Source organism: Klebsiella planticola (assembly GCF_000783935.2).
GTDB classification, from domain to species: domain Bacteria; phylum Pseudomonadota; class Gammaproteobacteria; order Enterobacterales; family Enterobacteriaceae; genus Klebsiella; species Klebsiella planticola.
This window is the reverse complement of record NZ_CP026047.1, coordinates 1,806,734-1,830,122: the sequence shown is the minus strand read 5'-3', so window position 1 is coordinate 1,830,122 and position 23,389 is coordinate 1,806,734. Positions and strand designations below refer to the sequence as shown.

General features: G+C 54.5%; 24 protein-coding genes. 7 read left to right on the top strand and 17 right to left on the bottom strand.

All coding sequences use genetic code 11. The features are described 5' to 3' along the window. Positions 1–29: 29 nt before the first annotated feature. From MC50_RS08850 to MC50_RS08820, 7 genes are all read right to left on the bottom strand, one after another. Positions 30–2,153 carry an alpha-galactosidase gene (locus MC50_RS08850; protein WP_047663688.1) on the bottom strand — a complete coding sequence of 708 codons (2,124 nt, stop codon included), beginning with the start codon at positions 2,151–2,153 and terminating at the stop codon, positions 30–32. 113 nt (positions 2,154–2,266) lie between these two features. Next, positions 2,267–3,262: a substrate-binding domain-containing protein gene (locus tag MC50_RS08845; protein ID WP_032690112.1), complete on the bottom strand. Its 996-nt coding sequence runs from the start codon at positions 3,260–3,262 to the stop codon at positions 2,267–2,269. A gap of 105 nt (positions 3,263–3,367) precedes the next feature. Next, entirely contained in the window at positions 3,368–4,645 is a 1,278-nt protein-coding gene (locus MC50_RS08840) for an MFS transporter (protein WP_032696653.1), read from the bottom strand. Then, positions 4,642–5,133 carry a YhcH/YjgK/YiaL family protein gene (locus MC50_RS08835; RefSeq protein ID WP_032696654.1) on the bottom strand — a complete coding sequence of 164 codons (492 nt, stop codon included), beginning with the start codon at positions 5,131–5,133 and terminating at the stop codon, positions 4,642–4,644. The genes MC50_RS08840 and MC50_RS08835 overlap by 4 nt, the downstream gene beginning before the upstream one ends. Before the next feature lie 15 nt (positions 5,134–5,148). Next, entirely contained in the window at positions 5,149–6,072 is a 924-nt protein-coding gene (locus tag MC50_RS08830; RefSeq protein ID WP_047663685.1) for a dihydrodipicolinate synthase family protein, read from the bottom strand. A 17-nt stretch (positions 6,073–6,089) separates the two neighbouring features. Continuing rightward, positions 6,090–7,301, bottom strand: a complete 1,212-nt coding sequence (locus MC50_RS08825) for a PfkB family carbohydrate kinase (RefSeq protein WP_032696656.1) — start codon at positions 7,299–7,301, stop codon at positions 6,090–6,092. Positions 7,302–7,528: 227 nt separating this feature from the next. Continuing rightward, positions 7,529–8,077 (bottom strand): helix-turn-helix domain-containing protein, encoded by a 549-nt coding sequence (locus MC50_RS08820; protein WP_032696657.1) that lies wholly within the window; start codon positions 8,075–8,077, stop codon positions 7,529–7,531. 100 nt (positions 8,078–8,177) lie between these two features. Between MC50_RS08820 and MC50_RS08815 the strand changes: the two genes are divergently transcribed. Both MC50_RS08815 and MC50_RS08810 read left to right on the top strand, forming a co-directional pair. Further along, positions 8,178–8,837 (top strand): AzlC family ABC transporter permease, encoded by a 660-nt coding sequence (locus MC50_RS08815; RefSeq protein WP_032690114.1) that lies wholly within the window; start codon positions 8,178–8,180, stop codon positions 8,835–8,837. Next, the gene (locus MC50_RS08810; RefSeq protein ID WP_032690115.1) at positions 8,837–9,160 is read left to right on the top strand and encodes an AzlD domain-containing protein; all 324 of its coding nucleotides are present in this window, start codon (positions 8,837–8,839) and stop codon (positions 9,158–9,160) included. Before MC50_RS08815 ends, MC50_RS08810 begins: the two co-directional genes overlap by 1 nt. 41 nt (positions 9,161–9,201) lie before the next feature. Here MC50_RS08810 and MC50_RS08805 read toward each other — a convergent pair whose 3' ends face one another. The 9 genes from MC50_RS08805 to fdhD all read right to left on the bottom strand — a co-directional run bounded on the left by MC50_RS08805 (position 9,202) and on the right by fdhD (position 15,608). Further along, entirely contained in the window at positions 9,202–9,756 is a 555-nt protein-coding gene (locus tag MC50_RS08805) for an AAA family ATPase (RefSeq protein ID WP_032690116.1), read from the bottom strand. Then, positions 9,753–10,190 carry a PTS sugar transporter subunit IIA gene (locus MC50_RS08800; protein ID WP_032690117.1) on the bottom strand — a complete coding sequence of 146 codons (438 nt, stop codon included), beginning with the start codon at positions 10,188–10,190 and terminating at the stop codon, positions 9,753–9,755. The genes MC50_RS08805 and MC50_RS08800 overlap by 4 nt, the downstream gene beginning before the upstream one ends. Positions 10,191–10,199: 9 nt before the next feature. Then, positions 10,200–10,469 carry a hypothetical protein gene (locus MC50_RS08795; protein ID WP_004869323.1) on the bottom strand — a complete coding sequence of 90 codons (270 nt, stop codon included), beginning with the start codon at positions 10,467–10,469 and terminating at the stop codon, positions 10,200–10,202. Between the two features lie 65 nt (positions 10,470–10,534). After that, entirely contained in the window at positions 10,535–11,377 is an 843-nt protein-coding gene (locus tag MC50_RS08790) for a class II fructose-bisphosphate aldolase (protein ID WP_047663683.1), read from the bottom strand. Beyond that, positions 11,364–12,731, bottom strand: coding sequence for a PTS sugar transporter subunit IIC (locus MC50_RS08785; protein ID WP_032690118.1), 1,368 nt, complete (start codon positions 12,729–12,731; stop codon positions 11,364–11,366). The genes MC50_RS08790 and MC50_RS08785 overlap by 14 nt, the downstream gene beginning before the upstream one ends. Beyond that, on the bottom strand, positions 12,724–13,038 hold the full coding sequence (locus tag MC50_RS08780; protein WP_032690119.1) for a PTS sugar transporter subunit IIB: 315 nt from the start codon (positions 13,036–13,038) through the stop codon (positions 12,724–12,726). The genes MC50_RS08785 and MC50_RS08780 overlap by 8 nt, the downstream gene beginning before the upstream one ends. A gap of 11 nt (positions 13,039–13,049) precedes the next feature. Further along, a complete protein-coding gene (locus tag MC50_RS08775) occupies positions 13,050–14,030 on the bottom strand; it encodes a 6-phosphofructokinase (protein ID WP_032690120.1) in 981 nt (326 codons plus the stop codon). 401 nt (positions 14,031–14,431) lie between these two features. Further along, entirely contained in the window at positions 14,432–14,644 is a 213-nt protein-coding gene (locus MC50_RS08770) for a YdgH/BhsA/McbA-like domain containing protein (protein ID WP_032690121.1), read from the bottom strand. A gap of 127 nt (positions 14,645–14,771) precedes the next feature. Then, complete coding sequence (gene fdhD / locus MC50_RS08765; RefSeq protein WP_032690122.1) at positions 14,772–15,608, bottom strand: formate dehydrogenase accessory sulfurtransferase FdhD; 837 nt, start codon at positions 15,606–15,608, stop codon at positions 14,772–14,774. A gap of 157 nt (positions 15,609–15,765) precedes the next feature. On the opposite strand from fdhD, the gene fdnG reads away from it, so the two are divergent. The 5 genes from fdnG to MC50_RS08740 all read left to right on the top strand — a co-directional run bounded on the left by fdnG (position 15,766) and on the right by MC50_RS08740 (position 22,410). Next, positions 15,766–18,816, top strand: a complete 3,051-nt coding sequence (fdnG, locus tag MC50_RS08760) for a formate dehydrogenase-N subunit alpha (RefSeq protein ID WP_102047536.1) — start codon at positions 15,766–15,768, stop codon at positions 18,814–18,816. 12 nt (positions 18,817–18,828) lie between these two features. After that, positions 18,829–19,731 carry a formate dehydrogenase subunit beta gene (gene fdxH / locus MC50_RS08755; protein ID WP_004869304.1) on the top strand — a complete coding sequence of 301 codons (903 nt, stop codon included), beginning with the start codon at positions 18,829–18,831 and terminating at the stop codon, positions 19,729–19,731. After that, on the top strand, positions 19,728–20,363 hold the full coding sequence (gene fdoI / locus MC50_RS08750; protein WP_032690125.1) for a formate dehydrogenase cytochrome b556 subunit: 636 nt from the start codon (positions 19,728–19,730) through the stop codon (positions 20,361–20,363). The genes fdxH and fdoI overlap by 4 nt, the downstream gene beginning before the upstream one ends. After that, entirely contained in the window at positions 20,360–21,289 is a 930-nt protein-coding gene (gene fdhE, locus MC50_RS08745) for a formate dehydrogenase accessory protein FdhE (RefSeq protein WP_032690126.1), read from the top strand. Before fdoI ends, fdhE begins: the two co-directional genes overlap by 4 nt. Before the next feature lie 197 nt (positions 21,290–21,486). Next, positions 21,487–22,410 (top strand): alpha/beta hydrolase, encoded by a 924-nt coding sequence (locus MC50_RS08740; protein ID WP_047663677.1) that lies wholly within the window; start codon positions 21,487–21,489, stop codon positions 22,408–22,410. A 15-nt stretch (positions 22,411–22,425) separates the two neighbouring features. Here MC50_RS08740 and fabY read toward each other — a convergent pair whose 3' ends face one another. Then, positions 22,426–23,367 (bottom strand): fatty acid biosynthesis protein FabY, encoded by a 942-nt coding sequence (gene fabY / locus MC50_RS08735; RefSeq protein ID WP_032690128.1) that lies wholly within the window; start codon positions 23,365–23,367, stop codon positions 22,426–22,428. Positions 23,368–23,389: the final 22 nt, after the last annotated feature.

Below are 23,389 nucleotides of genomic sequence, written 5' to 3'. Positions count from 1 at the left end.
AATAAGGGCCGCCGGGCGGCCCATTGCCATCACACGCGTTGCAGACCAATCAAAATGGCGCTTTCCGGGTCGAGAATCGGCAGCGCCAGTCCCGCCTGTTGCAACCACTCGCCGCTTACCGTCTGCGGTGAGGTCATCCACGCCGGCAGCTTGCGCATGGTGTGACCGCCCTCCCCCGTTATCTGAATATTCGGGTGATCAAGGAGCGTAATGTGATACCGCGCCCCCGCCTCCAGGCCCGCGATGCGCAGCGGCGCCATCAGGCTGTAATCCGGCATCGCCAGTTGGCTCACCAGAAACAGCGCCTGCCCCTTATCTTCGCTGACCACGCCGTGTGCGAGGGTAGTAGTGTCCGGCATATCCAGCCGCCACTGCACGCCATGGTGAATCACGTCGCGCCACTGCTTATGCAGCGCCGCATACTTGCGGTAGCCGGCACGCTCCTGTTCATCGGCGCTCACCGGATCCAGCTCCAGCCCCATATGACCAAACAACGCGGTCAGGCCGCGAAAAGCGATACTGTGCTGGCGGAAGGTGGCGTGACAGTGACGGTTGCCGATATGGGCCCCCATCACTTCCGGCGGGAAGAAATAGCTCATGCCGCGCTGGATGGTATTACGCTCCAGCGCATCGTTATTGTCTGAAGCCCAGAAGCGGTGGCTGCGTTTAAGCACCTCGTAATCAATGCGTCCGCCGCCGGAAGAACAGGATTCAAACTCGATCTGCGGGAAGCGGGCCACTAAGGTATCCAGCAGGCGATAAAACTGACGGGTTTGCGCGTCGGCCGCCGCTTTGCCGTTATGCGCCGGCTGCACCAGCTCGCGGTTCATATCCCACTTCACGTAATCAACCGCATGTTCGCCCAGCAGCCAGCTCATCCGCTCCAGCAGATAATCGAACGCCTGAGGGATATTCAGGTTCAGAACATACTGATGACGTCCGGTCGGCGCCTTATAGCCCGGCAGCGCCAGCACCCAGTCAGGATGCGCGCGATATAAATCGGAGTTCGGGTTAATCATTTCCGGTTCAACCCAGATGCCAAACTCCATGCCCAGCGACTTCACATGCTCAATCACCGGCGTCAGACCATTGGGATACTTCTTCTCATCGAGATACCAGTCGCCGAGCGCCGCCCAGTCGTCGTTGCGCCCTTTAAACCAGCCGTCGTCAATGATAAATCGCTCGACGCCCAGCGCCGCCGCCTCATCCGCCATGCGCATGATGTATTGCGGATCATGGTCGAAGTAAATCCCTTCCCAGGTATTGAGATGCACCGGTCGCGGCTTATTGTCCGGAAAACGAATGATCTGCTCACGCAGATAGCGGTGGAACTGCTGGCTCATACCGTTCAGCCCCTGAGCGGAATAGCTGGCATAGAGGCTGGGTGTCCACAGCGTTTCCCCTTCCGCGAGCGCCATTTCGCCCGGCAGATACAAGGCTTCCGCCTGCAGGTAGCGGCGGCCGTCGGTTTTCACCTCCGCCCGCAGACGGTGGTTACCGCTCCAGCCCAGATGCACGCCCCAGACCTCTCCCTCCATTTCGCAAAACGCCGGGCTACCGGTAATCAACGCCGGAAAATGTTCATGGGAGGTGCGTCCGCGGCGATTTTCCAGCACAAAACTGTCGTGCTCAAGGGTCAGACGATGCGGCTGAAATTCGCGAATCCAGCGGCCGTGGAACGCCATAACTTCGCGGGCACGTTCGGCAACCGGGAGCGTCACGGCCAGGCGATCGACCTGCCAGGGCTGCGAGCGAAGATTGGTTAAGCCATGTCGGACGCGCAGGACGCCGCTGCTATCGAGCTCAATCTCGCTATCCAGACGCAGACTGGCCTGCTTGTCTTCGCTGGTCAGCGTTAAGCGCTGCCCCTCGTGGAAAATCCCGGTAGTCACAAAGACCGGCGAACCATCCAGGCCCTGACGATGCCCTTCAATTCCCGGCGTGCCGAACAACCCGTGGCCCAGCTCGGCCATCAAGGTGACCGGCGAGTCAACATCAAGGCGACCGTTGGCGATTGGGCGAGCAAGCGTGGCAGCATCCTGCGGCGAAAAGTGAGCTAAATGCGGCCCCCAGTAGATAATTTCGGCGAACGGCTGGGTTTTGATCACCACATCAACCGTGGCGCTTTGCAGACGTAAAATCGAATCAGACATCAGACATCTCCACAACAAGGAATGTCTTACTGTTGATCCGAAACGTTTCGGGTAACAACCAAAACGTTTCGGATCCGTGATCGAGTGCAGAAATTAGCGTTGTAGAAAGACGATCAGGCGGTTTCGCCAGGGATGAATTCAGGTTGCCAGAGCACCTGTAAAGAGGAGAGATCGTCACCGGCGATCAGCCGCCGGACCATCTCTGCAATCTGCCGGCCGACGCCCTGACGGGTGGACTGAACCACCGCAGCGACCGGAGTATCGATAATGCTGTCCTGCGGCAATCCGTCATAAACCACTAATGACACGCGGCTATCGCCGGTCAGGCGACCCAGCTGCGAGAGCGCCATCGCCGCGCCGTCGCCGTGGGTATTACAGTCAGTGACGATCGCCGTCGGCGGCTCCGGCAGGCGCAATAGCTCCAGCGTAGCCTGGTATCCGCCGCGTCGGGTGGGCGACACGCTACGCAGCCAGCTATCGGACAGACCCGCTTCACGCAAGGCGTCCAGGTAGCCGTTACGCCGCTGAATGATAAACGCCTGGCTGTTGTTTTCCCCCAGCAGGGCGATGCGCCGATGGCCCTGGCTGATTAAGTGGCGGGTCGCGCGATACGTCCCGGCATAATTATCGAAATCAAACCAGGCGTAGGGCTGCGGCAGGCGGCTGCGACCAAGAGCGAGGAACGGGAACCCGGAGGAGAGCAACTGCGTCAGACGCGGATCGTCATCGAGCGTGTGCGCCACGATCAGCGCATCGACTCGCCGGCTTTGCACCATGCGCATATAGCCATGTTTATCCGCCTGCTCATCATCCGCGATCAGCAGCAAATCAATTTCATAACGCGCCAGCTCATGGCTAATCTCTCCGACCATCTCGAGAAACACCGTGTTATTCAGCGGAGCCGGACGTACGGGGAACACCAGGCCCACGGCATCGATTTTGCCCATTTTAAGACGCCTGGCAAAGGTATTGGGCCGATAGCCGCGGCGTTTCGCTTCTGCCTCGACGCGGGCTCGCGTCTCCTGCGACACGTCATCATAGCCGTTTAATGCCCGGCTGACGGTGGTGACCGAGATCCCAAGTTCTTTAGCAATGGCTTTCAGCGACATATGTATCCCTGTCTTCGCGTAGAATGCGGCTAGTTTCCCGCAATACGGAGATGGCGTCCAGCAACAGCGACAAAGCGCCGACCGGCGCTTTGTTTGAGTCAAGAACTACTGCGCCAGAGGTTTGCGCACAAAGAAGCCATAGAGACAGGCACCAAGGAACAGCAGGCAGCCGCCGAGAATAAAGACATTGGTGAACTGGCCGGTAGCATCAAGGATAATCCCGGTGATCACGGGTGCCAGCGCGGCACCGAGGAAACCGCCAAAGTTCTGGATCGCACCGAGAGAAGCAACCTGCTCTTTTGGCGCCATATCCGCCGCCAGCGCCCAGATAACCCCGGACGGCATTTGCGAGCAGAAATAGCCCAGCGTCAGCAACGTAATCGCGGTACCGCTGTTGCTGACAAACGGAATAGGCATCACAAAACAGGCCGCCATTGCCGCACCCAGCACAATCGGCACCTTCCGCGCCGTTACCGCCTGAACGCCTTTACGCACCAGGCGGTCAGAGAGCATCCCACCACACAGGACACCAAGAATACCGGCGAAGAACGGAATTGATGCAATGAAACCCGTTTGCTTCAGGCTGAAGCCCAGGGACGTTTCCAGATAGCCAGGCAGCCACGTCAGATAAACCCAGATAGTAAACATGATGCAGAAGTTGCCAGAGATCATGAACCAGGTTGTTTTGTTGCGAAACAGCGCGCCCCAGCTTACCTGCGGTTTATCCGCCGTAGTCACAGCGACTTTACCGGTATGGATCAGCATAGCTTCCCGCGCGTCCGGGTCGCGATAAAACTTCAGCCATGCCAGCACTAACGGAATCCCCAGCAGACCAACGGCGATAAACATCCCGCGCCAGCCTACCCACAACAGCAGAATGGTCAGCAGCGGAGGTGCAATAGCGTTAGCGATTTGCGAACCGGTATTGATGATCGATGTCGGTAGTCCGCGTTCTTTATCGGAAAACCAGCTCTGAGTAATCTTGATACCCGAGGTAAAGAACGGCGATTCAGCGACCCCCAACAGCACCCGTAGACCATAGAAAAAACTGTAAGTATTTACAAACCCCATCAAAAAAGTCACGGCGGACCACAGAGTCAGCGCACCGGTGAACATCTTCTTAGGACCGAAGCGGTCGACCAACCAGCCCGCTGGTAGGTTCGCCAGCGCATAGGGCCAGAGAAACGCCGATAGTAGCAGACCCATTTCGGTACCGGAAAAACCAAACTCCTTCGAAATCGTGGTATTGGCGATACTCAGGTTGGCGCGGTCAAGATAGTTCACTACCGCAGCCAGCAAAAGAATTAAAATAATCCCCCAGCGGCGACGGGAGAGTTTCGGAGGTGCAACTGCCGTGGCGGCAGTCGAATTTACTATGCTCATACCACCTCCTCAAGTAACGCACGATCGATTTTGATGACCGCTTTACGCAGAGGGGTTATCCCGCCATCCTGCGGATGGCAACACGGTCGATGGATATCTTCCGGGAAGAAAATCACGAACATACCGGGCGTTAACGTTACCTGCGTCTCTTCTTCTTCAACCTGCCAGAACATAATGTCCTGTTGCGGCGTACGGTCATCCACAACGCAATGCAGTCCGCTTTCTACGCGACTGACCCCCATGCGCTCATGGCCGGAGATCAGATATTGAATATCGATAAATTGACGGTGCGACTCCGGGCGCGCCTCTGCAAAAGGTACGCTGTCCATCTCCTGCAACAGACAGAATAGCTGGCCGGGGATCAGGTCGATTTTACCCGGCGCGAAATCCTGAAAATCGTTCTTAGCGAGGAAAGCCAGCGCCTGACGAATTACCGGATGGTAGGCTGATGCCTGCTCTGGCCATGCCTTAAGACTGGTTACGATCATAATGGCATCCTCTGCTTAGCCCACGATACGCTGACGCCACTGTTCGGTTCCGGCACGAATCTGGTCGAGAATCACCGTCAGCCCCCAGAACTTTTTCAGCACATCGTCCTTGTTAACCCGACAGGTGATACTGTCAAAAGTCCCCAGGCGCTGATGATAGATTTTGGCGTTTTTCGGATAGCCCAGCGTTTCAGTTACAGCCCCCAGAGAGAGGAAAATCGCCAGTTCATCGGCTAATACGCGTTGGTTTTTCCCCTCGCGCCACAGCCAGCTGTATAGTTCAGGGTGGAAGTTGGTAAACACGCCGCTAAAGCCCAGTGACCCCGCCAGAATCGCAGGCCAGGCAATCGCCGCGTTAGCGTTAATGACGTTAAGCGGCGTACCCTGCGCCAGGCGTACGCGACGTTCAACGGTCGCCAGATCGCAGCTCACGTCCTTCAGCACAACGAAGCGGCCGCTCTTAGCGCACCAGGTAAATTCATCATCACTAAGCAAGCGGCGATAGGGCGCCGGGCACTCGTAAAGGCCGAGTGGTAGCGAGGCCGGCAACGTTTCTAACAGCGTGTTCAGCGTTGCGTAGAAGACTTCGCTGCCCTCATCACGCGGATCGAGGTGGTTAGTCACCAGTACCAGAGCATCAATGCCGGTCTGCGCCATCGCCAGCAGCTCGGATTTTTGCGCTTCAATATCATCACTGATATGGCCAGAAGCGATAACCGGAATACGGCCATTCACGTGCTGTACCACAAAATGCGCCAGCTCAACGCGTTCTTCTAAAGAAAGGAACTGCATTTCGCTTGACTGGCAGACGGCAAACAGCGCATCAACTCCCTTCTCCAGATACCAGTCGATTAATTTCGCCAGCGCCGGATAATCAATCCGATCGTCAACTGTAAATGGCGTCAACATTACTGGAACAATACCGTTGATCGTTTTCATATTATTTTTTCCCGAGTTCAGAGGGTACGCAGTCGTGCGTTTGCCTGTTCAAAATCAGGCATGTTGGATGCCCCTTCTAGTTCAACAGCCAGAGAGGCGAAGGCGGAGGCCCAGGTTGCGGCCTGCACCAGACTGTTTCCGGCGGCAAGCGAGGCTGCCAGCGCACCGTTAAAAGCATCGCCGGCACCGGTGGTATCTACGGTGACGGCTGGGAAAGCGCGAATATGGCTGAACTGCCGGTTATCCAGCAGCAGTGCACCGCGCGACCCCATCGTAATCAGCACTTTTTTAGCGCCTAGTCCGGCAATACGTAGCGCTGCTTCTTTTGCCGAATCAAGATCGTTAATTTCGATTCCCGATAATAATGACGCTTCCGTTTCATTCGGCGTAATGACATCTACAAAGGGAATGCTGGGGATAATTTCAGCCGAATAGGGAGCAGGATTAAGAATAACTCGCTTACCCAGATCATGAGCGATCTTGATTAGCGAATGAGTGGCATCGAAATTATTTTCCAGCTGAACTAATAAAACGTCAGATGAAGACAATTCCGGAATAATGGTCTGAATTTCATTATAGGTAACAGTCGTGTTCGCTCCAGAATAAATAGCAATCATATTTTCGCCATTCTCTTGAGAAACGTAAATAATCGCATTGCCGGTTGGTTCACTCTCTGACTGATATAGCGTGTAAGAGTGGATTGCAGAGCGAGTTAAATGATCTGCCGCTAAATTACTAAACTGATCTTTACCCACCTTGGCAACAAAATGTACCTGAGCACCGGCTTTACTGGCAGCCGTTGCCTGGTTCGCACCTTTCCCACCCGGCCCCAGGCTGCTGCCCTGTGCCATTAGCGACTCCCCTCCTCTCGGGAAGCGTTCGACCTTAGCCACAATGTCAACATTGAACGAGCCAAATACACATACCTTACCCTGCATAAATTTTCCTTTTTGTCGCTCATCGCCTGGTGATTTGCGGTGATTAACAGGTTGCAGCAGCACCTCAAAACTATCTCCGGTTTCAGAAATAAGTTCAGCCTGCAAACTACGCCGTGAAATAATTGCTCCGCCATAACAACGCTGCACCAACCCCATCTCTGAAAGAGTATTTAAGTCGCTGCGTATAGTTTCTTTTGTGACATTAAAATGAGCAGAAAAATAATTTACATAACCCCGCTCGTGCTCATCTAAATATTGCAAAATAGACTTTCTACGTTCTTCAAGAAACATAATTAACCCCGATATCACCATTGCAGTATACGAACCACCTAAGGGCGGAAGAGTGATATCAATCCCATGTTTCCAGATGAAACGGAAGCAAACAAAAATGACAAAAGGAGTGAGTAGAAAGAGATATTCCTGATGCTATAGGATATTAAACAATATATCTGTCATTAATATATTTAGCGACATAACATTCTGCATATTACGAATATATACGCAGAATGTTATTGAAATTAATTATGCTCAGCCACCAACAGCGCCTGAGTATCCGGTTCCAGCGCCTGGAAAACATGTTCCTGATCCGCCGGATAGCAGATGTAATCTCCTTCACCCAGCTCTTCCGGTGCTTCGGTCAACCCGACCCGCGCGCGCCCCTGAGTAATAATAATATGCTCAACCGAACCCGGTGGATGGGGGTGAGAAATTCGGTCAGCGCCTGGCTGCGTCAGTAATAAATAGATATCGCGGCGGGCACCCGGCGGACAACTCGCCAGCAAAATAGCCTGGTAATGGGCCTGTTCGGCCACCACTTTGGTTCCTTCTCCGCGACGCAATACCTGTGTCTTTTGCGCCTGCGGCTCCAGCAGCTGCGCAAAAGGGATATCCAGCGCGACGCAGAGGGCCCACAGGGTCTCCAGGCTCGGATTACCGTTGCCCGATTCCAGCTGCGATAACGTTGATTTAGCAATACCCGCCCGGCGCGCCACTTCCGCCAGCGACAGCCCGGTACGTGCACGTTCACGTACCAGACTTTTGGCAATCAGGCTAATTGGCTGTGTCATACACGGCTCCACGTTTTTTATATCGAACGATTCGTTCGTCTTGAAAATCGATACTGATGCGTTCATTATAATGGAAATTCGTTCGATATGGCTAAATAGTATGAAGCAGCACCTCTCCTGTCTCAAAGCAGACACTATCAAAGCGATAGCGTTAGTGTGCCTGGCAGTCGGCATCGTCGGCATGTCCTACGGTTCGCTGGCGATAGCCTATGGCTTCCCGGTCTGGGTTCCGTTTGCGCTCTCCCTTTCGGTACTGGCAGGCGCCTCAGAATTTATGTTTATCGGCATTATCGCCAGCGGCGGGAACCCGCTAGCCGCTGCGGCGGCAGGCCTGCTGGTCAACGCCCGTCATATTCCGTTCGGCGTCACGGTGCGCGACCTGGTCGGCAAACGCGGCGTCAGCCTGCTGGGTTGCCATATTATGAATGATGAGAGCGTGGTGTTCGGGCTCTCGCAAAAAACGCCGGAACAGCGTAAAGCCGCCTACTGGCTGTGTGGCCTCGGCGTGGCGATGATCTGGCCCGCCGGGGCACTGCTCGGCGCCATGGTCGGCAAGCTGTTACCCGACCCGGAAACCATTGGTCTGGATGCGGTATTCCCGGCTATTTTGCTGGCGCTGGTCATTCCGGCGTTTAAGAATCGCACCACCTTAATTCGCGCCTGCAGCGGCGCGGCGCTATCCCTTGCCACCGTTCCCTTCGCTCCGGTGGGTTTGCCGGTGCTGCTCTCTCTGTTTGGTTTGATGACGAGGAAAAAATAATGGCTGATATCACGCTGTTCATCGTCGGCATGGCGATTTTATCGGCAGGAACCTATTTGATGCGCCTGGGCGGGGCGAAGCTCGGCAGTCGTTTAGCGCTTTCTGAACGATCTCAGGCGCTGCTTTCCGATGCGGCAACGGTGTTGCTGTTTTCTGTGGCCCTGGCGACCACCTTTTATGAAGGTGAACATTTTGCTGGCATGGCACGAGTGCTGGGCGTCGGTTTCGCCGTTTTTCTTGCCTGGCGCAAGATGCCGCTGATCGTGGTGATTATTTCGGCGGCGGTGGTCACGGCGCTGCTGCGTCTGGCCGGACTTTCGTAGGCCGGACAGGCGTAAGCGCTATCCGGCAATCAGACGCTCCGTCAACCTAGCGTCTGCTTAATCCACGCCGATAGCCTGACAATATCCAGCGGTTGCTGTTGATCCACCGTGAAGACCGGGCCAAATCGCATCGGCTCAGCCCGTTCAGCCAGCAGGGCAAGTTCCGGCAGATATTCTTCTCCGGGGTGGCCCGCGCGGCGCTCCTGCAGGCGCGTGGCATAGCGTGACACGGCAAGCTCAGGGGAGATTTGATTCCAGATCTCAACCACTTTCTCAACCCCCGCCTGATGCAGCAACCGCTGCAGAGTTTCCCGGGGCTGGAAACCGAACCAGGCGTCGATTAACCAGATAACGTTGGCTGGCGAATTCCCGATGATCGACCAGATAACCTCGTAGGCCGCGCATCCCAACTGACGGTTAAAAGGCCGATCGATGTCGGTAAAGCACGCCATAAACGGCTCTTTAATCTCATCGATGGTCAGGAGCGGCAGGCCAAAGGTTTGCGATAGCGCCTGGGTTATCGTGCTCTTTCCCGAAGCGGGGATGCCGTTAATTAAGATCACGGTTTTACAGCCTGCAGTGAGATGTCTGTTCATAACAACGCAATCACCTCTTCTCTGGTACTGGCGGCGCGAAGCCTGGCCATGGTTTCGTTATTGTCCAGCAGCGCAACAATCGCCCGAATTCCCTCTTCAATATGCGCATTACTATCCTGAGCGCCGAACATAATGACGATATCCGCCCTGTCGCTTCCGGCAAATTGAATCGGTTTATCTAATACCACCAGACTGAAGCAGTTTCGCTTCACCCCGCACTCCGGTCTGGCATGGGGAATGGCAATCCCCTCTTCGAATACGTAATAAGCTCCATGATTGAGAGTATTATCAATAACCGCTTTACTATAACTCTCAGAGATATACCCGTTCGCCACCAGGGGACTGGCGGCAAGCTCAATCACCTTGCGCCAGTCAGACTCCATCACGCCGACCTGAATCGCATCGGCCTCAATCAGCAAATCTTTTATGGTCATTACGCCTCCCTAGATATTACGGCGAATAATATTGCGTAACTCATCAATACGAATAAATAGTGCGTCGATATCCTGACGATGTATTTTGCTTTTAGCATACACCGATAGCGCCCTGTTATACTTCAGCATCAATGCCTTCTGGATTTCACCATTGCCAGGCTCGCCCTGCAGTTCATTTTCCAGCGTCTTTATTTCCTCAGCCAGCTCACGGGACAGCCGATCATAATCCTGCGGCGGATGATTCTCTTTTTTCCACAACGCTTTCAGTGATTGAAACATAATCTTCTCCCGCCCTGACGGGTGCAGGGCTAACCTGGTAATAACAATCTATTATTGCGGTTGGACTATTTAAATAATTCCATTTTTTCCATCAGCACCTGCGTGACCGCATTATTGGCGGGAATTAAAAACTTACGCACGCTGTCATTAACCTTGCCTTTTTCAAAAGTGGTTTTACATTGGTCAACCCACTGCACGTTCATTTCTGTGCCCACATTGACCTTATTAATCCCTTCAGTCACCGCTTTACGCATATCCTCATCACTGACGCCGGTACCGCCGTGCAGCACCAGCGGAACGCCCGTAGCCAGGCTAATCTCCTTCAGGCGCTGATGCTGGATCTGCGCCTTTCCGGTATAAAGGCCGTGCACCGTGCCGACGGATACAGCCAGCATGTCAACCTGGGTCTCATTTACAAAGCGCGTGGCGTCTTCGACGGTGGTAAAACAGATATCCTCTGCGGCAACGGCTTTACCATCTTCTGAACCCCCGATGGCGCCCAGCTCCCCTTCCACGGTGATATTCCGCGGCCGCGCCATTTCCACCACAATCCGCGTATTGCCGATATTTTCTTCTAGCCCCAGGTGTGAACCGTCATACATAACCGATGAAAATCCGGCATTCATGGCCGTTTCAATCGCGCTAATATCAGAACAGTGATCCAGATGCAGACAGGTTGGCACATTTTCACTTTCCGCCAGTGAGCGAACGGCATCCACCAGTAAACGATAGCCAAGATATTCCGCCGTACCGGTCGAGATTTGAATCATTAAAGGGCTATTGCTCTTTTGCGCAGCTTTAAAAAAAGCCGGTAGCATTTCAATACAGTGCAAATTAAATGAGCCAATAGCTTTGTAATTTCTTTGCTGGGCGACTTTCAGAATATCGTTGAAATTATACAGACTCATGAATATTTTCCCCTTTAGGCTTAGATGATGTACCGTTTACGAACCATGCCAGTGCGGCGACAAAAACAATAAACAAGGCGACAAATAACCAGTTATTCTGCAAGGCATGGCCTAATACCAGCCCTGAACTAATGACATCTGAATCACTGAATGTGACGCCGGTAAAACCGTAGCTTTCAAGCATCGGTACCAGAATGGCAGGCAGGAAAGTAATAAACAGACCGTGAACCACGCCGCCAATCATTGCCCCGCGACGCCCCCCCAGCGCATTACCAAAGACGCCCGCCGTACCGCCGGCAAAGAAGTTGGTTAACAGTCCCGGGAGGATCATCGCCAGACCAAACATCGGGAAGACCAACATGCCGATGATCGAACCCACGGTAGTCGCCAGGAATCCCACGATGACCGCGTTCGGGGCATAAGGGAACAGTACGGGGCAGTCCAGCGCTGGTTTCGCATCCGGAACAATACGCATGGCAATACCGCGAAAAGCCGGGACCAGTTCATTCAGTAATAAGCGCACGCCGCTGTAGAGGACAAAGACCCCTGCCACAAACTGAACAGACTGCATAAAGGCATACATCATGTAGTTCACGCCGCCGGAAAACTGGGCGATATACTCTGGTCCGGCCGCCAGCGCCGGAATCAGGTACATGGGGACCATCACCACCGCCATGGCGAGATAGGTATCCTGCAGAAACTTGAAGTTATCAGGCAGTTCAAGATCTTCAGTGGAACGGGAGCCTTTACCCACCACTTTGGCCACCGCTGCCTGGACTAAATATCCGATGGTGCAAAAATGGCCGAGGGCCACATCGTCAGAATCGGTAATGCGTCTGACCACCGGCTGCGCTAATGCCGGCATCAGTACCGCCATGACGCCGCCAAAGATACCGCCGGTCAGGATCAGCGGCAGCCCGGTCAGCCCGGCTTTGTAGCCAATCACCGTGCCAATCGTCGCCATCCACAGCAGCGCCTGCCCGGTGAGGAAGATATATTTCAGCGGCGTCAGGCGGGCGATAATAATGTTAACGGCAAAGATCACCATCAGCGTCAGCGCCACTTCAGAACCCAGCTCCCGATTCGCCAGACCGGCGATAGCGGCGACATCGGTGATGTATCCTTTCATCCCGAAACCGTGGGTGAAGATATCGTTAAGGAAGCTCAGGGTGGCGACAATAATATTAATGCCGGCCATCATAATTAAGAACCCGAGCAGCGTTTTAAATGTCCCCTCTACTGTTTTACCCACTGACTTCTTCTGTAAGATCAGACCCAGCATGGCAATAAACGCGATTAATATCGAAGCCTGGCCGAGCAAATCTTTTACAATAAACTCGATAAAGCTATTCATGATCGGCCACCTTCAGATTACGCTCCTTCAGGAATGAGACGATTTTTCGCTCAATTTCATCTTTATCCGTCAGCTTGTTGAGGACCACCACTCGTTTTATTTCCTCTTCAGTAGCGTCGGCGGTTAATATGTCGGCGAATGTTTTTTGCGTCAGAATAATGTCAGATTTAAATGCTCCAGCTTCAGATACGGTGGTATGTTCAATATGTGCAGGAATTTCCAGCTTCTTTAATACTGCTTTCGCCGTCATTTCGATGGCAAAGCTTGAACCGAGGCCGCAGCCACATACGCAAAGAATTTTCAGCATGTAGGGTCTCCTCAAATAATATTGAGTTGTTTGGCAAGTTTATAATGATGTCCTTCGATATCTACCAGACGTTTTTTCATACTGACTAAGTCAATTGGAATAGGTTTATTGCTTGAATTTATAATAATGGCTTTATTTTTCATTCCTGACTGAATACAGCGAACAACTTCATTCGCCATGATCGTGCCCTGGTAAATTTCTTCGCAGGTCGGGTCGCCGCTGCGCAGTCCATAGCCGATGATGGTTTTACGGATGCGGACACCGATGCGTGGCTCAAGCTGCTTGATCATCGTATCGATAGCCCCTTGAAACCCAGGTGAATACTCCCTGGTGTAACCTTCAGAGCAAAGTATCACCACGCTGTTTTGCTCGCGAAGCTTGCCTCTGACGCGCTCAGCCAGATCCTCTAATGGCATCTGTGCTTCCGGGATCAGCGCAATATCGGCATTACTTTTAATCGCTGACTGCAGCGTTAGCTCTCCACAATACCCTCCTAATATTTCAACCATAAACACCCGCCCAGGTAATGCCCTGCCGGTATTTCTTAAACGAGAAACCTCCTTGATAATTTGTTCGCAGGCTGTAGAAAATCCGATAGTATAATCACTACCGTATACATCGTTATCGATAGTCATCCCGACACCGAAACAGTTAATATCAAATTCGCTAAGCGTATTAAGGAACTGTAGGCTACCATCACCACCGGCCATAATAAGTACATCAAGGCGCAGTGACTTAATTTTCCTGGCTATAGTTTCATACTCATTCCTCAGCAATTTGCGAGTGGTTCGGCCGGACGTAATAACAGGCAGTGAACAAATAGAGAAATCGACAAGATCCCGCCAGGCGATGTCCTGATGATTTTTATCGAGCAGCCCAGGTATTCCACCATTAAAAATGGTGATCTCCGCCCTCGCGAGTTTCGCAACCTGAAAAATGAAATTATTAATTCCAGACACATCGCCACCGCTAATAACAATACCGATTTTCATGGTCACCACCGTCATATTTGCTTGCCCACATTTATCCCTAAGTTCAAGACCTGGATTTGCAATCAAGATCACATAATTATGATTAATTTATCCGTTGTAACGATTGACAGATATAAATATGGAGTGTTTTTTGTGATGAACATCTCACTTAAAAGATGAGATCGTCTTAACAGTTATTTTTAAATAACTTTATTATTCATTAGGTTAAATATTGAGAGGAGAGCGCGTCATTTTGCTTGCCAGAGGCTTAACCTCGTTGCCAAAAGCAAAGAAGAGAAACGTGATAAACACCACATTTTTTTGAGGAGAAGTGGAGGCGTTGGGTGGAGGGATTTCACGATGATGAAAGCACAAAAACAAAAAAAGCGCCCGCAGGCGCTCTTTCGACGGTGGTGCCGGTTTTATTTGTTCAGTTCTGCCGTCATATGCACGCGGTTACCGGTGAAGGCTTCGGTGATGGTGTAAGAAGAAGCACCGGCGGCCTGAGCCTGAGCGGCGATTTTCGCTTCCGCGCCGTCCATTGTAGAGGAGGTTGCGCTCACTGACTGTGCAGCGAAAGAACCGAAGGAAGCGGTAAGAGCGATAACTGCAGCAAAAGTTTTGATGCTTTTCATGATGTAAATCCTTCATTAAGTTGTTTGGGTAAGGCGTTTTGCCTTGATGTGATAAATAGTAGACCTCACAACCCACAACTAAAAGCGGAAGGATTTGCTCTCATCATTCAAAAAAATTGACTTATTTTTAACCTGCGATCAGCCGCTGCGGATGGGTGTAAACCGTCGCCCTGCCCGGGCGGCAAAAGCCCACCAGCGTCAGGTTGCAACGTTCCGCGACCTCCACCGCCAGCGCAGTGGCGGCGGAAACCGCAAACAGAATTTCCACCCCGCACATTGCCGCCTTCTGCACCATCTCGTAGCTGGCGCGGCTGGAGACTAACGCCGCCCCGCATTGCCAGTCATCGCCCTCTTCTACGCGCCGCCCCAGCAGTTTGTCCAGCGCGACGTGACGCCCGACATCCTCGTGTCCGCCCGCCAGCTCACCAGACGGACGCAGCCACGCTGCCGCATGGGTGCAGCCGGTGATATGGCCAATCGGCTGAACATCACGAAGCTGTTCCAGCGCGCGATCGAGATTCCCCAGGCTAAAGGTTTGCGTGAAAGGTAAAGGTTGCACCGGCTTGCCGATATCGTTGAGTTGCTCAACGCCGCAAACGCCGCAGCCGGTACGCCCGGCCAGCGCGCGACGGCGCTCTTTCAGCCCCATAAAACGACGGCTGGAAAGTTCAATCTGCACTTCCAGACCGTTGCAGGCCTGCACCACCTCCATCCCGTAGATCTCGCGCCGGTTTTCAATAATCCCTTCGGATAATGAGAAACCGACGGCAAATCGTTGCAGATCCTTGGGAGAGGCCATCATGACAACGTGTGAGATACCGTTATAGACCAGCGCCACAGGAACCTCTTCGGCTAATTCGTCAGACTGCGGATGTTGCAAATCATCGCGCTTCCAGAGCGCGACCTGACGACATCCTGTGATGCTTGTCACATTTTCAATTTGTTCGGGAGGGTTCTTATTCACTTTGTCTTAACCGTATTGGAACAGGCATACACACAATGTGGTATTCTTTGCATACCCCTTCAAGTGAAAGGGTGATCACCCCCCAATTCTGAACCTTTGCGGCGCTTACCGCAAAGTAAATAACTACATGTGACAATGTCGATACAAGGAGTGAACCATGCAGGTCAGCAGAAGGCAGTTCTTTAAGATCTGCGCTGGCGGTATGGCAGGCACAACGGCTGCAGCGCTGGGTTTTGCCCCAGGCGCCGCGCTCGCGGAAACCCGGCAATATAAGCTGCTGCGTACCCGTGAAACCCGTAACACCTGTACGTACTGTTCTGTCGGTTGTGGGCTGTTAATGTATAGCCTCGGCGACGGTGCGAAAAACGCCAAAGCATCCATCTTTCATATCGAAGGTGACCCTGACCATCCGGTCAACCGTGGTGCGCTCTGCCCGAAAGGGGCGGGTCTGGTCGACTTTATCCATTCCGAAAGTCGTCTGAAATTCCCGGAATATCGTGCGCCAGGCTCCGACAAGTGGCAGCAAATCAGCTGGGATGAAGCGTTCGATCGCATCGCGAAGCTGATGAAAGAAGACCGCGATGCCAACTTTATCGCCAAAAACGACGCCGGCACTACCGTCAACCGTTGGTTGACCACCGGGATGCTGTGCGCTTCAGCCTCCAGTAACGAAACCGGCTATTTAACGCAGAAATTCACCCGCGCGCTCGGTATGCTCGCGGTCGACAACCAGGCGCGCGTCTGACACGGACCAACGGTAGCAAGTCTTGCTCCAACATTTGGTCGCGGTGCGATGACCAACCACTGGGTTGACATCAAAAACGCCAACCTGATCGTGGTGATGGGCGGTAATGCCGCTGAAGCGCACCCGGTAGGGTTCCGCTGGGCGATGGAAGCCAAAATTCACAACGGCGCGAAGCTGATTGTTATCGACCCACGCTTTACGCGTACCGCGTCGGTAGCCGACTTCTATACCCCGATTCGTTCCGGGACTGACATTACCTTCCTGTCAGGCGTCATCCTGTACCTGCTGAATAACGAAAAATTCAACCGCGAGTACACCGAAGCCTATACCAACGCCAGCCTGATTGTGCGTGAGGATTACAGCTTCGACGACGGGTTGTTCAGCGGCTATAACGCGGAAAAACGCAGCTACGATAAGACCAGCTGGAACTATGAGCTGGACGAAAACGGCTTCGCCAAACGCGATACCTCCCTGCAACATCCGCGCTGCGTATGGAACCTGCTGAAACAACACGTTTCCCGCTATACCCCGGATGTCGTGGAAAACATCTGCGGTACGCCGAAGGCCGACTTCCTGAAAGTCTGCGAGTACATCGCCGAAACCAGCGCACCGGATAAAACCGCGTCATTCCTCTACGCGCTCGGCTGGACGCAGCACTCTATCGGCGCGCAGAACATCCGTACCATGGCGATGATCCAGCTGCTGCTCGGCAACATGGGGATGGCCGGTGGCGGCGTGAACGCCCTGCGCGGTCACTCCAACATCCAGGGGCTGACCGATCTGGGGCTGCTGTCGCAGAGCCTACCGGGTTATATGACGCTTCCGAGTGAGAAACAGACCGACCTGCAAACCTACCTGACCGCCAACACGCCGAAGCCACTGTTGAAAGATCAGGTGAACTACTGGGGCAACTACCCGAAATTCTTCGTCTCAATGATGAAGGCCTTCTTTGGCGATAAAGCGACGGCGGAAAACAGCTGGGGCTTCGACTGGCTGCCGAAGTGGGATAAGGGCTACGACGTCCTGCAATACTTCGAGATGATGCACCAGGGCAAAGTGAACGGCTATCTGTGCCAGGGCTTTAACCCGGTGGCCTCATTCCCGAATAAAAACAAGGTGGTCGAATCGCTGTCGAAACTGAAGTTCCTGGTGACCATCGATCCGCTCAATACCGAAACGTCCACCTTCTGGCAAAACCACGGTGAGTCGAACGATGTCGATCCGGCGAAAATCCAGACCGAAGTGTTCCGTCTGCCCTCCACCTGCTTCGCCGAAGAGAACGGGTCTATCGTCAACTCCGGGCGTTGGCTGCAGTGGCACTGGAAAGGCGCGGACGCCCCGGGGATTGCGACCACCGACGGTGAAATTCTGGCCGGTATCTTCTTACGCCTGCGGAAAATGTACGCCGAAGAAGGCGGCCCGACGCCAGAACCGGTGCTGAATATGACGTGGAACTACTCCACGCCGCACGAACCGGCTTCGGAAGAAGTGGCGATGGAGAGCAACGGTAAGGCGCTGGCGGATCTGACCGACCCGGTCACCGGCGCGGTAGTGGTGAAGAAAGGCCAGCAGCTCAGCTCCTTTGCGCAGCTGCGCGATGACGGCACCACCTCCAGCGGCTGCTGGATCTTCGCCGGGAGCTGGACGCCGGAAGGCAACCAGATGGCCCGCCGCGATAACGCCGATCCGTCAGGGCTGGGTAATACGCTGGGCTGGGCCTGGGCATGGCCGCTCAACCGCCGCATCCTGTATAACCGCGCCTCGGCGGACCCGCAGGGTAAACCGTGGGATCCGAAGCGTCAGATTCTGAAATGGGACGGCGCCAAATGGGCCGGTATGGATATTCCGGACTACAGCGCCGCCGCACCGGGCAGCGATGTCGGGCCGTTCATCATGCAGCCCGAAGGCATGGGTCGCCTGTTTGCTCTCGATAAGATGGCGGAAGGTCCGTTCCCGGAACACTATGAGCCGTTTGAAACGCCGCTGGGCACCAACCCGCTACACCCGAATGTCGTCTCTAACCCGGCCGCCCGCGTCTTTAGCGGTGACCTGGAACAGATGGGTAAAGCGGATAAGTTCCCGTACGTCGGTACCACCTACCGTCTCACCGAGCATTTCCACTACTGGACCAAGCATGCGCTGCTCAACGCCATCGCCCAGCCGGAACAGTTCGTGGAAATCGGCGAGAAGCTGGCGAATAAGCTCGGCATCGCGCATGGCGATACCGTTCGCGTCTCCTCCAACCGCGGCTATATCAAAGCCAAGGCGGTGGTGACCAAGCGTATTCGCACGCTGAAAGTGGACGGTAAGGATATCGATACGATCGGTATTCCTATCCACTGGGGCTATGAAGGGGTGGCGAAGAAAGGCTTTATCGCCAACACGCTGACGCCGTTCGTCGGCGATGCGAACACGCAAACGCCGGAGTTTAAAGCCTTCCTCGTGAACGTGGAAAAGGTGTAACGGAGACGACTTATGGCTTATCAATCGCAAGACATCATTCGTCGTTCCGCGACTAACGGTTTCACTCCCGCGCCTCAGGCGCGGGACCACCAGCAGGAAGTCGCGAAGCTAATCGACGTCACCACCTGTATTGGCTGTAAAGCCTGTCAGGTCGCCTGTTCAGAATGGAATGACATCCGTGATGAAGTCGGCAGCAACGTCGGGGTGTACGATAACCCCGCGGATCTGACCGCCAAATCCTGGACGGTAATGCGCTTCTCGGAAGTGGAACAGAACGACAAACTGGAGTGGCTGATCCGTAAGGATGGCTGTATGCACTGCGCCGATCCGGGCTGCCTGAAGGCCTGTCCGTCGGAAGGGGCAATCATTCAGTATGCCAACGGCATCGTCGACTTCCAGTCCGAACAGTGTATTGGCTGCGGCTACTGCATCGCCGGCTGTCCGTTTGACGTCCCCCGACTCAACCCGGAAGACAACCGCGTCTACAAATGTACGCTGTGCGTAGACCGCGTCACCGTGGGGCAGGAACCGGCATGCGTGAAAACCTGTCCGACCGGGGCGATTCACTTTGGCTCCAAAGAGGACATGAAGGTGCTGGCCGGCGAACGCGTCGCCGAGCTGAAAACTCGTGGATATGACAATGCGGGCCTGTACGATCCGGCTGGCGTAGGCGGAACGCACGTGATGTACGTACTGCACCACGCCGACAAGCCGAATCTGTATCACGGCCTGCCGGAAAATCCGGAAATCAGCGCCACCGTGAAGTTCTGGAAAGGTATCTGGAAACCGCTCGCGGCGGTAGGGTTTGCCGCGACCTTTGCAGCCAGCGTCTTCCACTATGTCGGGGTCGGTCCGAACCGTGCGGAAGAGGAAGAGGACAACCTGCATGAAGAGAATGACGAGGTGCGCAAATGAAAAGACGTGACACCATCGTGCGCTACACGGCGCCGGAACGCATCAACCACTGGGTCACCGCCTTCTGCTTCATGCTGGCGGCGATAAGCGGACTGGGATTCTTTTTCCCGTCCTTCAACTGGCTGATGCAAATCATGGGCACTCCGCAGCTGGCGCGCATTCTGCACCCGTTTGTTGGGGTCATTATGTTTGCCTCATTCATCATCATGTTTTTCCGCTACTGGCACCATAACCTAATCAATCGGGATGATATCTTTTGGGCGAAGAATATTCGTAAGATCGTCGTCAACGAGGAAGTGGGTGACACCGGGCGCTATAACTTCGGCCAGAAATGCGTATTCTGGGCGGCGATTATTTTGCTGGTTCTGCTGCTGGTCAGCGGTGTGATCATCTGGCGTCCGTATTTTGCGCCTGCGTTCTCAATCCCGGTAATTCGGTTAGCGCTCATGCTGCATTCATTTGCCGCCGTTGCCCTAATTGTGGTTATCATGGTGCATATTTACGCCGCCCTGTGGGTGAAAGGCACCATTACCGCGATGGTGGAAGGCTGGGTTACCAAAACATGGGCGAAGAAACATCACCCCCGCTGGTACCGAGAAGTTCGCCAGAAACAGGAAAATAAGACTGAATGAGTATTCGCATAATCCCGCAAGATGAGCTGGGTTCGAGCGAGAAACGCACGGCGGATTATATTCCGCCGTTGTTATTCCCCAGACTCAAGAACCTCTACAACCGCCGCGCAGAGCGTCTGCGCGAGCTGGCAGAGAACAACCCGCTGGGCGATTTTCTGCGTTTTGCCGCGCTGGTCGCCCACGCGCAGGAAGTGGTGCTCTACGACCACCCGCTGCAAATGGACCTGACCGCGCGCATCAAAGAAGCCAACGCGCAGGGCAAACCGCCGCTGGATATTCACCTCCTGCCGCGCGATAAGCACTGGCACAAGCTGCTGCATTCGCTCATTGCCGAGCTGAAGCCGGAGATGAGCGGTACCGCGCTGGCGGTTATCGAGAATCTGGAAAAATCCTCCGATCTGGAGCTGGAAGAGATGGCAAGCGCGCTGTTCGCTTCCGACTTCTCGCTGGTGAGCAGTGATAAAGCGCCGTTTATCTGGGCCGCCCTGTCGCTCTACTGGGCGCAAATGGCCAGCCTGATCCCAGGTAAAGCCCGCGCCGAATACGGTGAAGCACGCCAGTTCTGCCCGGTATGCGGTTCAATGCCTGTTTCCAGCATGGTGCAGATTGGGACCACTCAGGGGCTGCGCTACCTGCACTGCAACCTGTGTGAAACTGAATGGCACGTGGTGCGCATCAAATGCAGCAACTGCGAACAGACCCGCGATCTCAACTATTGGTCGCTGGAAAATGAAGATGCGGCGGTGAAAGCCGAAAGCTGCGGTGACTGCGGAACGTACCTGAAGATTCTATATCAGGAAAAAGATCCGAAAGTGGAAGCCGTGGCCGACGATCTCGCCTCGCTGGTGCTGGATGCCCGCATGGAGCAGGAAGGCTTCGCCAGAAGTTCGATTAACCCGTTTATGTTCCCGGGTGAAGGGGAGTAAATCCCCTCATAGTGCCGGGTAATCCAGGTTACCCGGCACTCCACCCCGATGCGCAAGCACCTCAGCCGAGGAACGCCTTCGCTTTAGTACGCCCCACTCCCGGCCCCAGCGCTCATTTCTCACAAAAAAACCCTTTTCTATCGGCTGCAATCCAGGCTATAACGCTGTATATCCATACAGATTAAAAGAATATAATGATGGCACTGGAACAAGGTATCGCCCGGCTGGTTGAGGAGTTTATCGCCGCAGGGCGCCCCTCTTCACGACAGCAGAATATTGATGACCGGAGGGCGGGTTATGTAGCCAGTACGGTGCTGGCCGGAGAAAGCGAAACGCGTGTGCAGGTGGACGACATCACGCTGGAAGGAATCAATTTTCGCGTGGTATCACCGCAGAATGCTGCCGGCCCTCTACCTACCGTTATCTACTATCACGGCGGCTGTTTTGTCAGCGGCGGCTTCGCCACCCACGATAAACAATTGCGCCAGCTGGCGTATGAAAGCGGCTGCCGGGTGATTGCCGTGCAATACCGGCTGGCGCCCGAGCAGACGTTTCCTGCCGCGCACGATGACGCGGAACGGGGAGCGCAGATTATCCGGCGCCACGCAGAGTCGCTTGGGGTGGATACCTCGCGAATCACCCTTGCGGGCGATAGCGCGGGGGGGAATCTGGCTCTCGTCACCGCGCTACGACTGAAAGCTGCGGGGACCTGGCTGCCCGCGCAGCTGATTCTGATTTATCCCATGCTGGACGCTACCGCGGCTTCGGCAAGCTACATCAGCAACGGAGAGGATTACATCATCACCCGGGATACGCTGCTGAGCGGCTACGAAATGTACCTGCCCGCCACGGAATCTGCACACCCGGAGGCCAGCCCGCTCTGGCGTGACGACTTCAGCGGTCTGCCGCCCGTGCATATCCTCACCGCCGAATATGACCCGCTGCGCGATGAAGGCGAAGCGCTGTACCAACGGATGGTTGAGCAAAATGTGGCCTGTACCTGCCAGCGCTATGCTGGCGTGATTCACGGTTTCTTTCAGCTGGGTGGCATCAGTCTGGCGGCGCGCCATGCCATGGGAGATATCGCCTGGCGAATCCGTTCGCCAGGTCGGTCGCTATAATCGCTGCGGCGGGAATTACTCTTCTTCGTTCCCGCCCTCTTCATACGAACCAAACGGCTTCGCGGGCAGAACGATGTAAATGCCTTCAAAAATGGCGCCCAGACTCTCGCCGCCAAACAACTCAACCTGCAGCTGCACGCGGGCTTTACGTCCACGCGCCAGACGGTCGAGATCGCCGCTGAGCGAACCCAGATCGGCCACTGCGCTCGGGCGGCCGCTAATCGGCTGGCTGTAACGGATATGGGCATCGGCGAGAATAATCGTACCGCCCAAATGCCGTTCGCGCAGCATCAGCCAGATCAGCCCCCAGCCGGTCAGCGTCGCCAGGGAAAACAGACTTCCGGCAAACAGCGTATGGTGCGGATTCTGGTTACCGGCTTCGGGCATGGTGGTGATGAAATTTTTGCCGGTGTACTGCTGAATGCGCACACCCATTTTTTCGCTGAGCGGAATGTGCTGATACCAGGCCTGCTGCAGCTGCCCGCACCAGTCGCCGCGATGCAGAATATCGTCCAGCGAGGCGATCGGTTTAATCATCAGGAAGTGGCGGATAGGCGTGGTGGTTGGCGTGGTAATCTCGCCCTGGTTAACAAAACCGAGCTTGGCAAAAAAATCCACCGCGTCTTCGCGAGCGCTACAGGTCACGCGTTTAACGCCCTCCTGACGGGCGACGGACTCCAGCGTCATCGCCATCAGCGTACCCAAGCCTTTATCCTGCACCGACGGGTGTACGGCCATAAAACGAATAGAGGCTTCGTTCTCCGCATTGATATATAGCCGCCCGACGGCAACCAGGTTGCCTTCTTCATCCACTACCATCTGGTGATGCGCCATCGCATCCCAGGCGTCACGCTCCGATCCTTTGGGCTGATGAAGCGGCTTACGCAACATCTCCCAGCGGAACTGATAGTAGCTCTCGAGTTCGTCTTCTGTTTGCGGTACACGAAGGTGATACATAGCTGTACTCTCTTTTGTTACC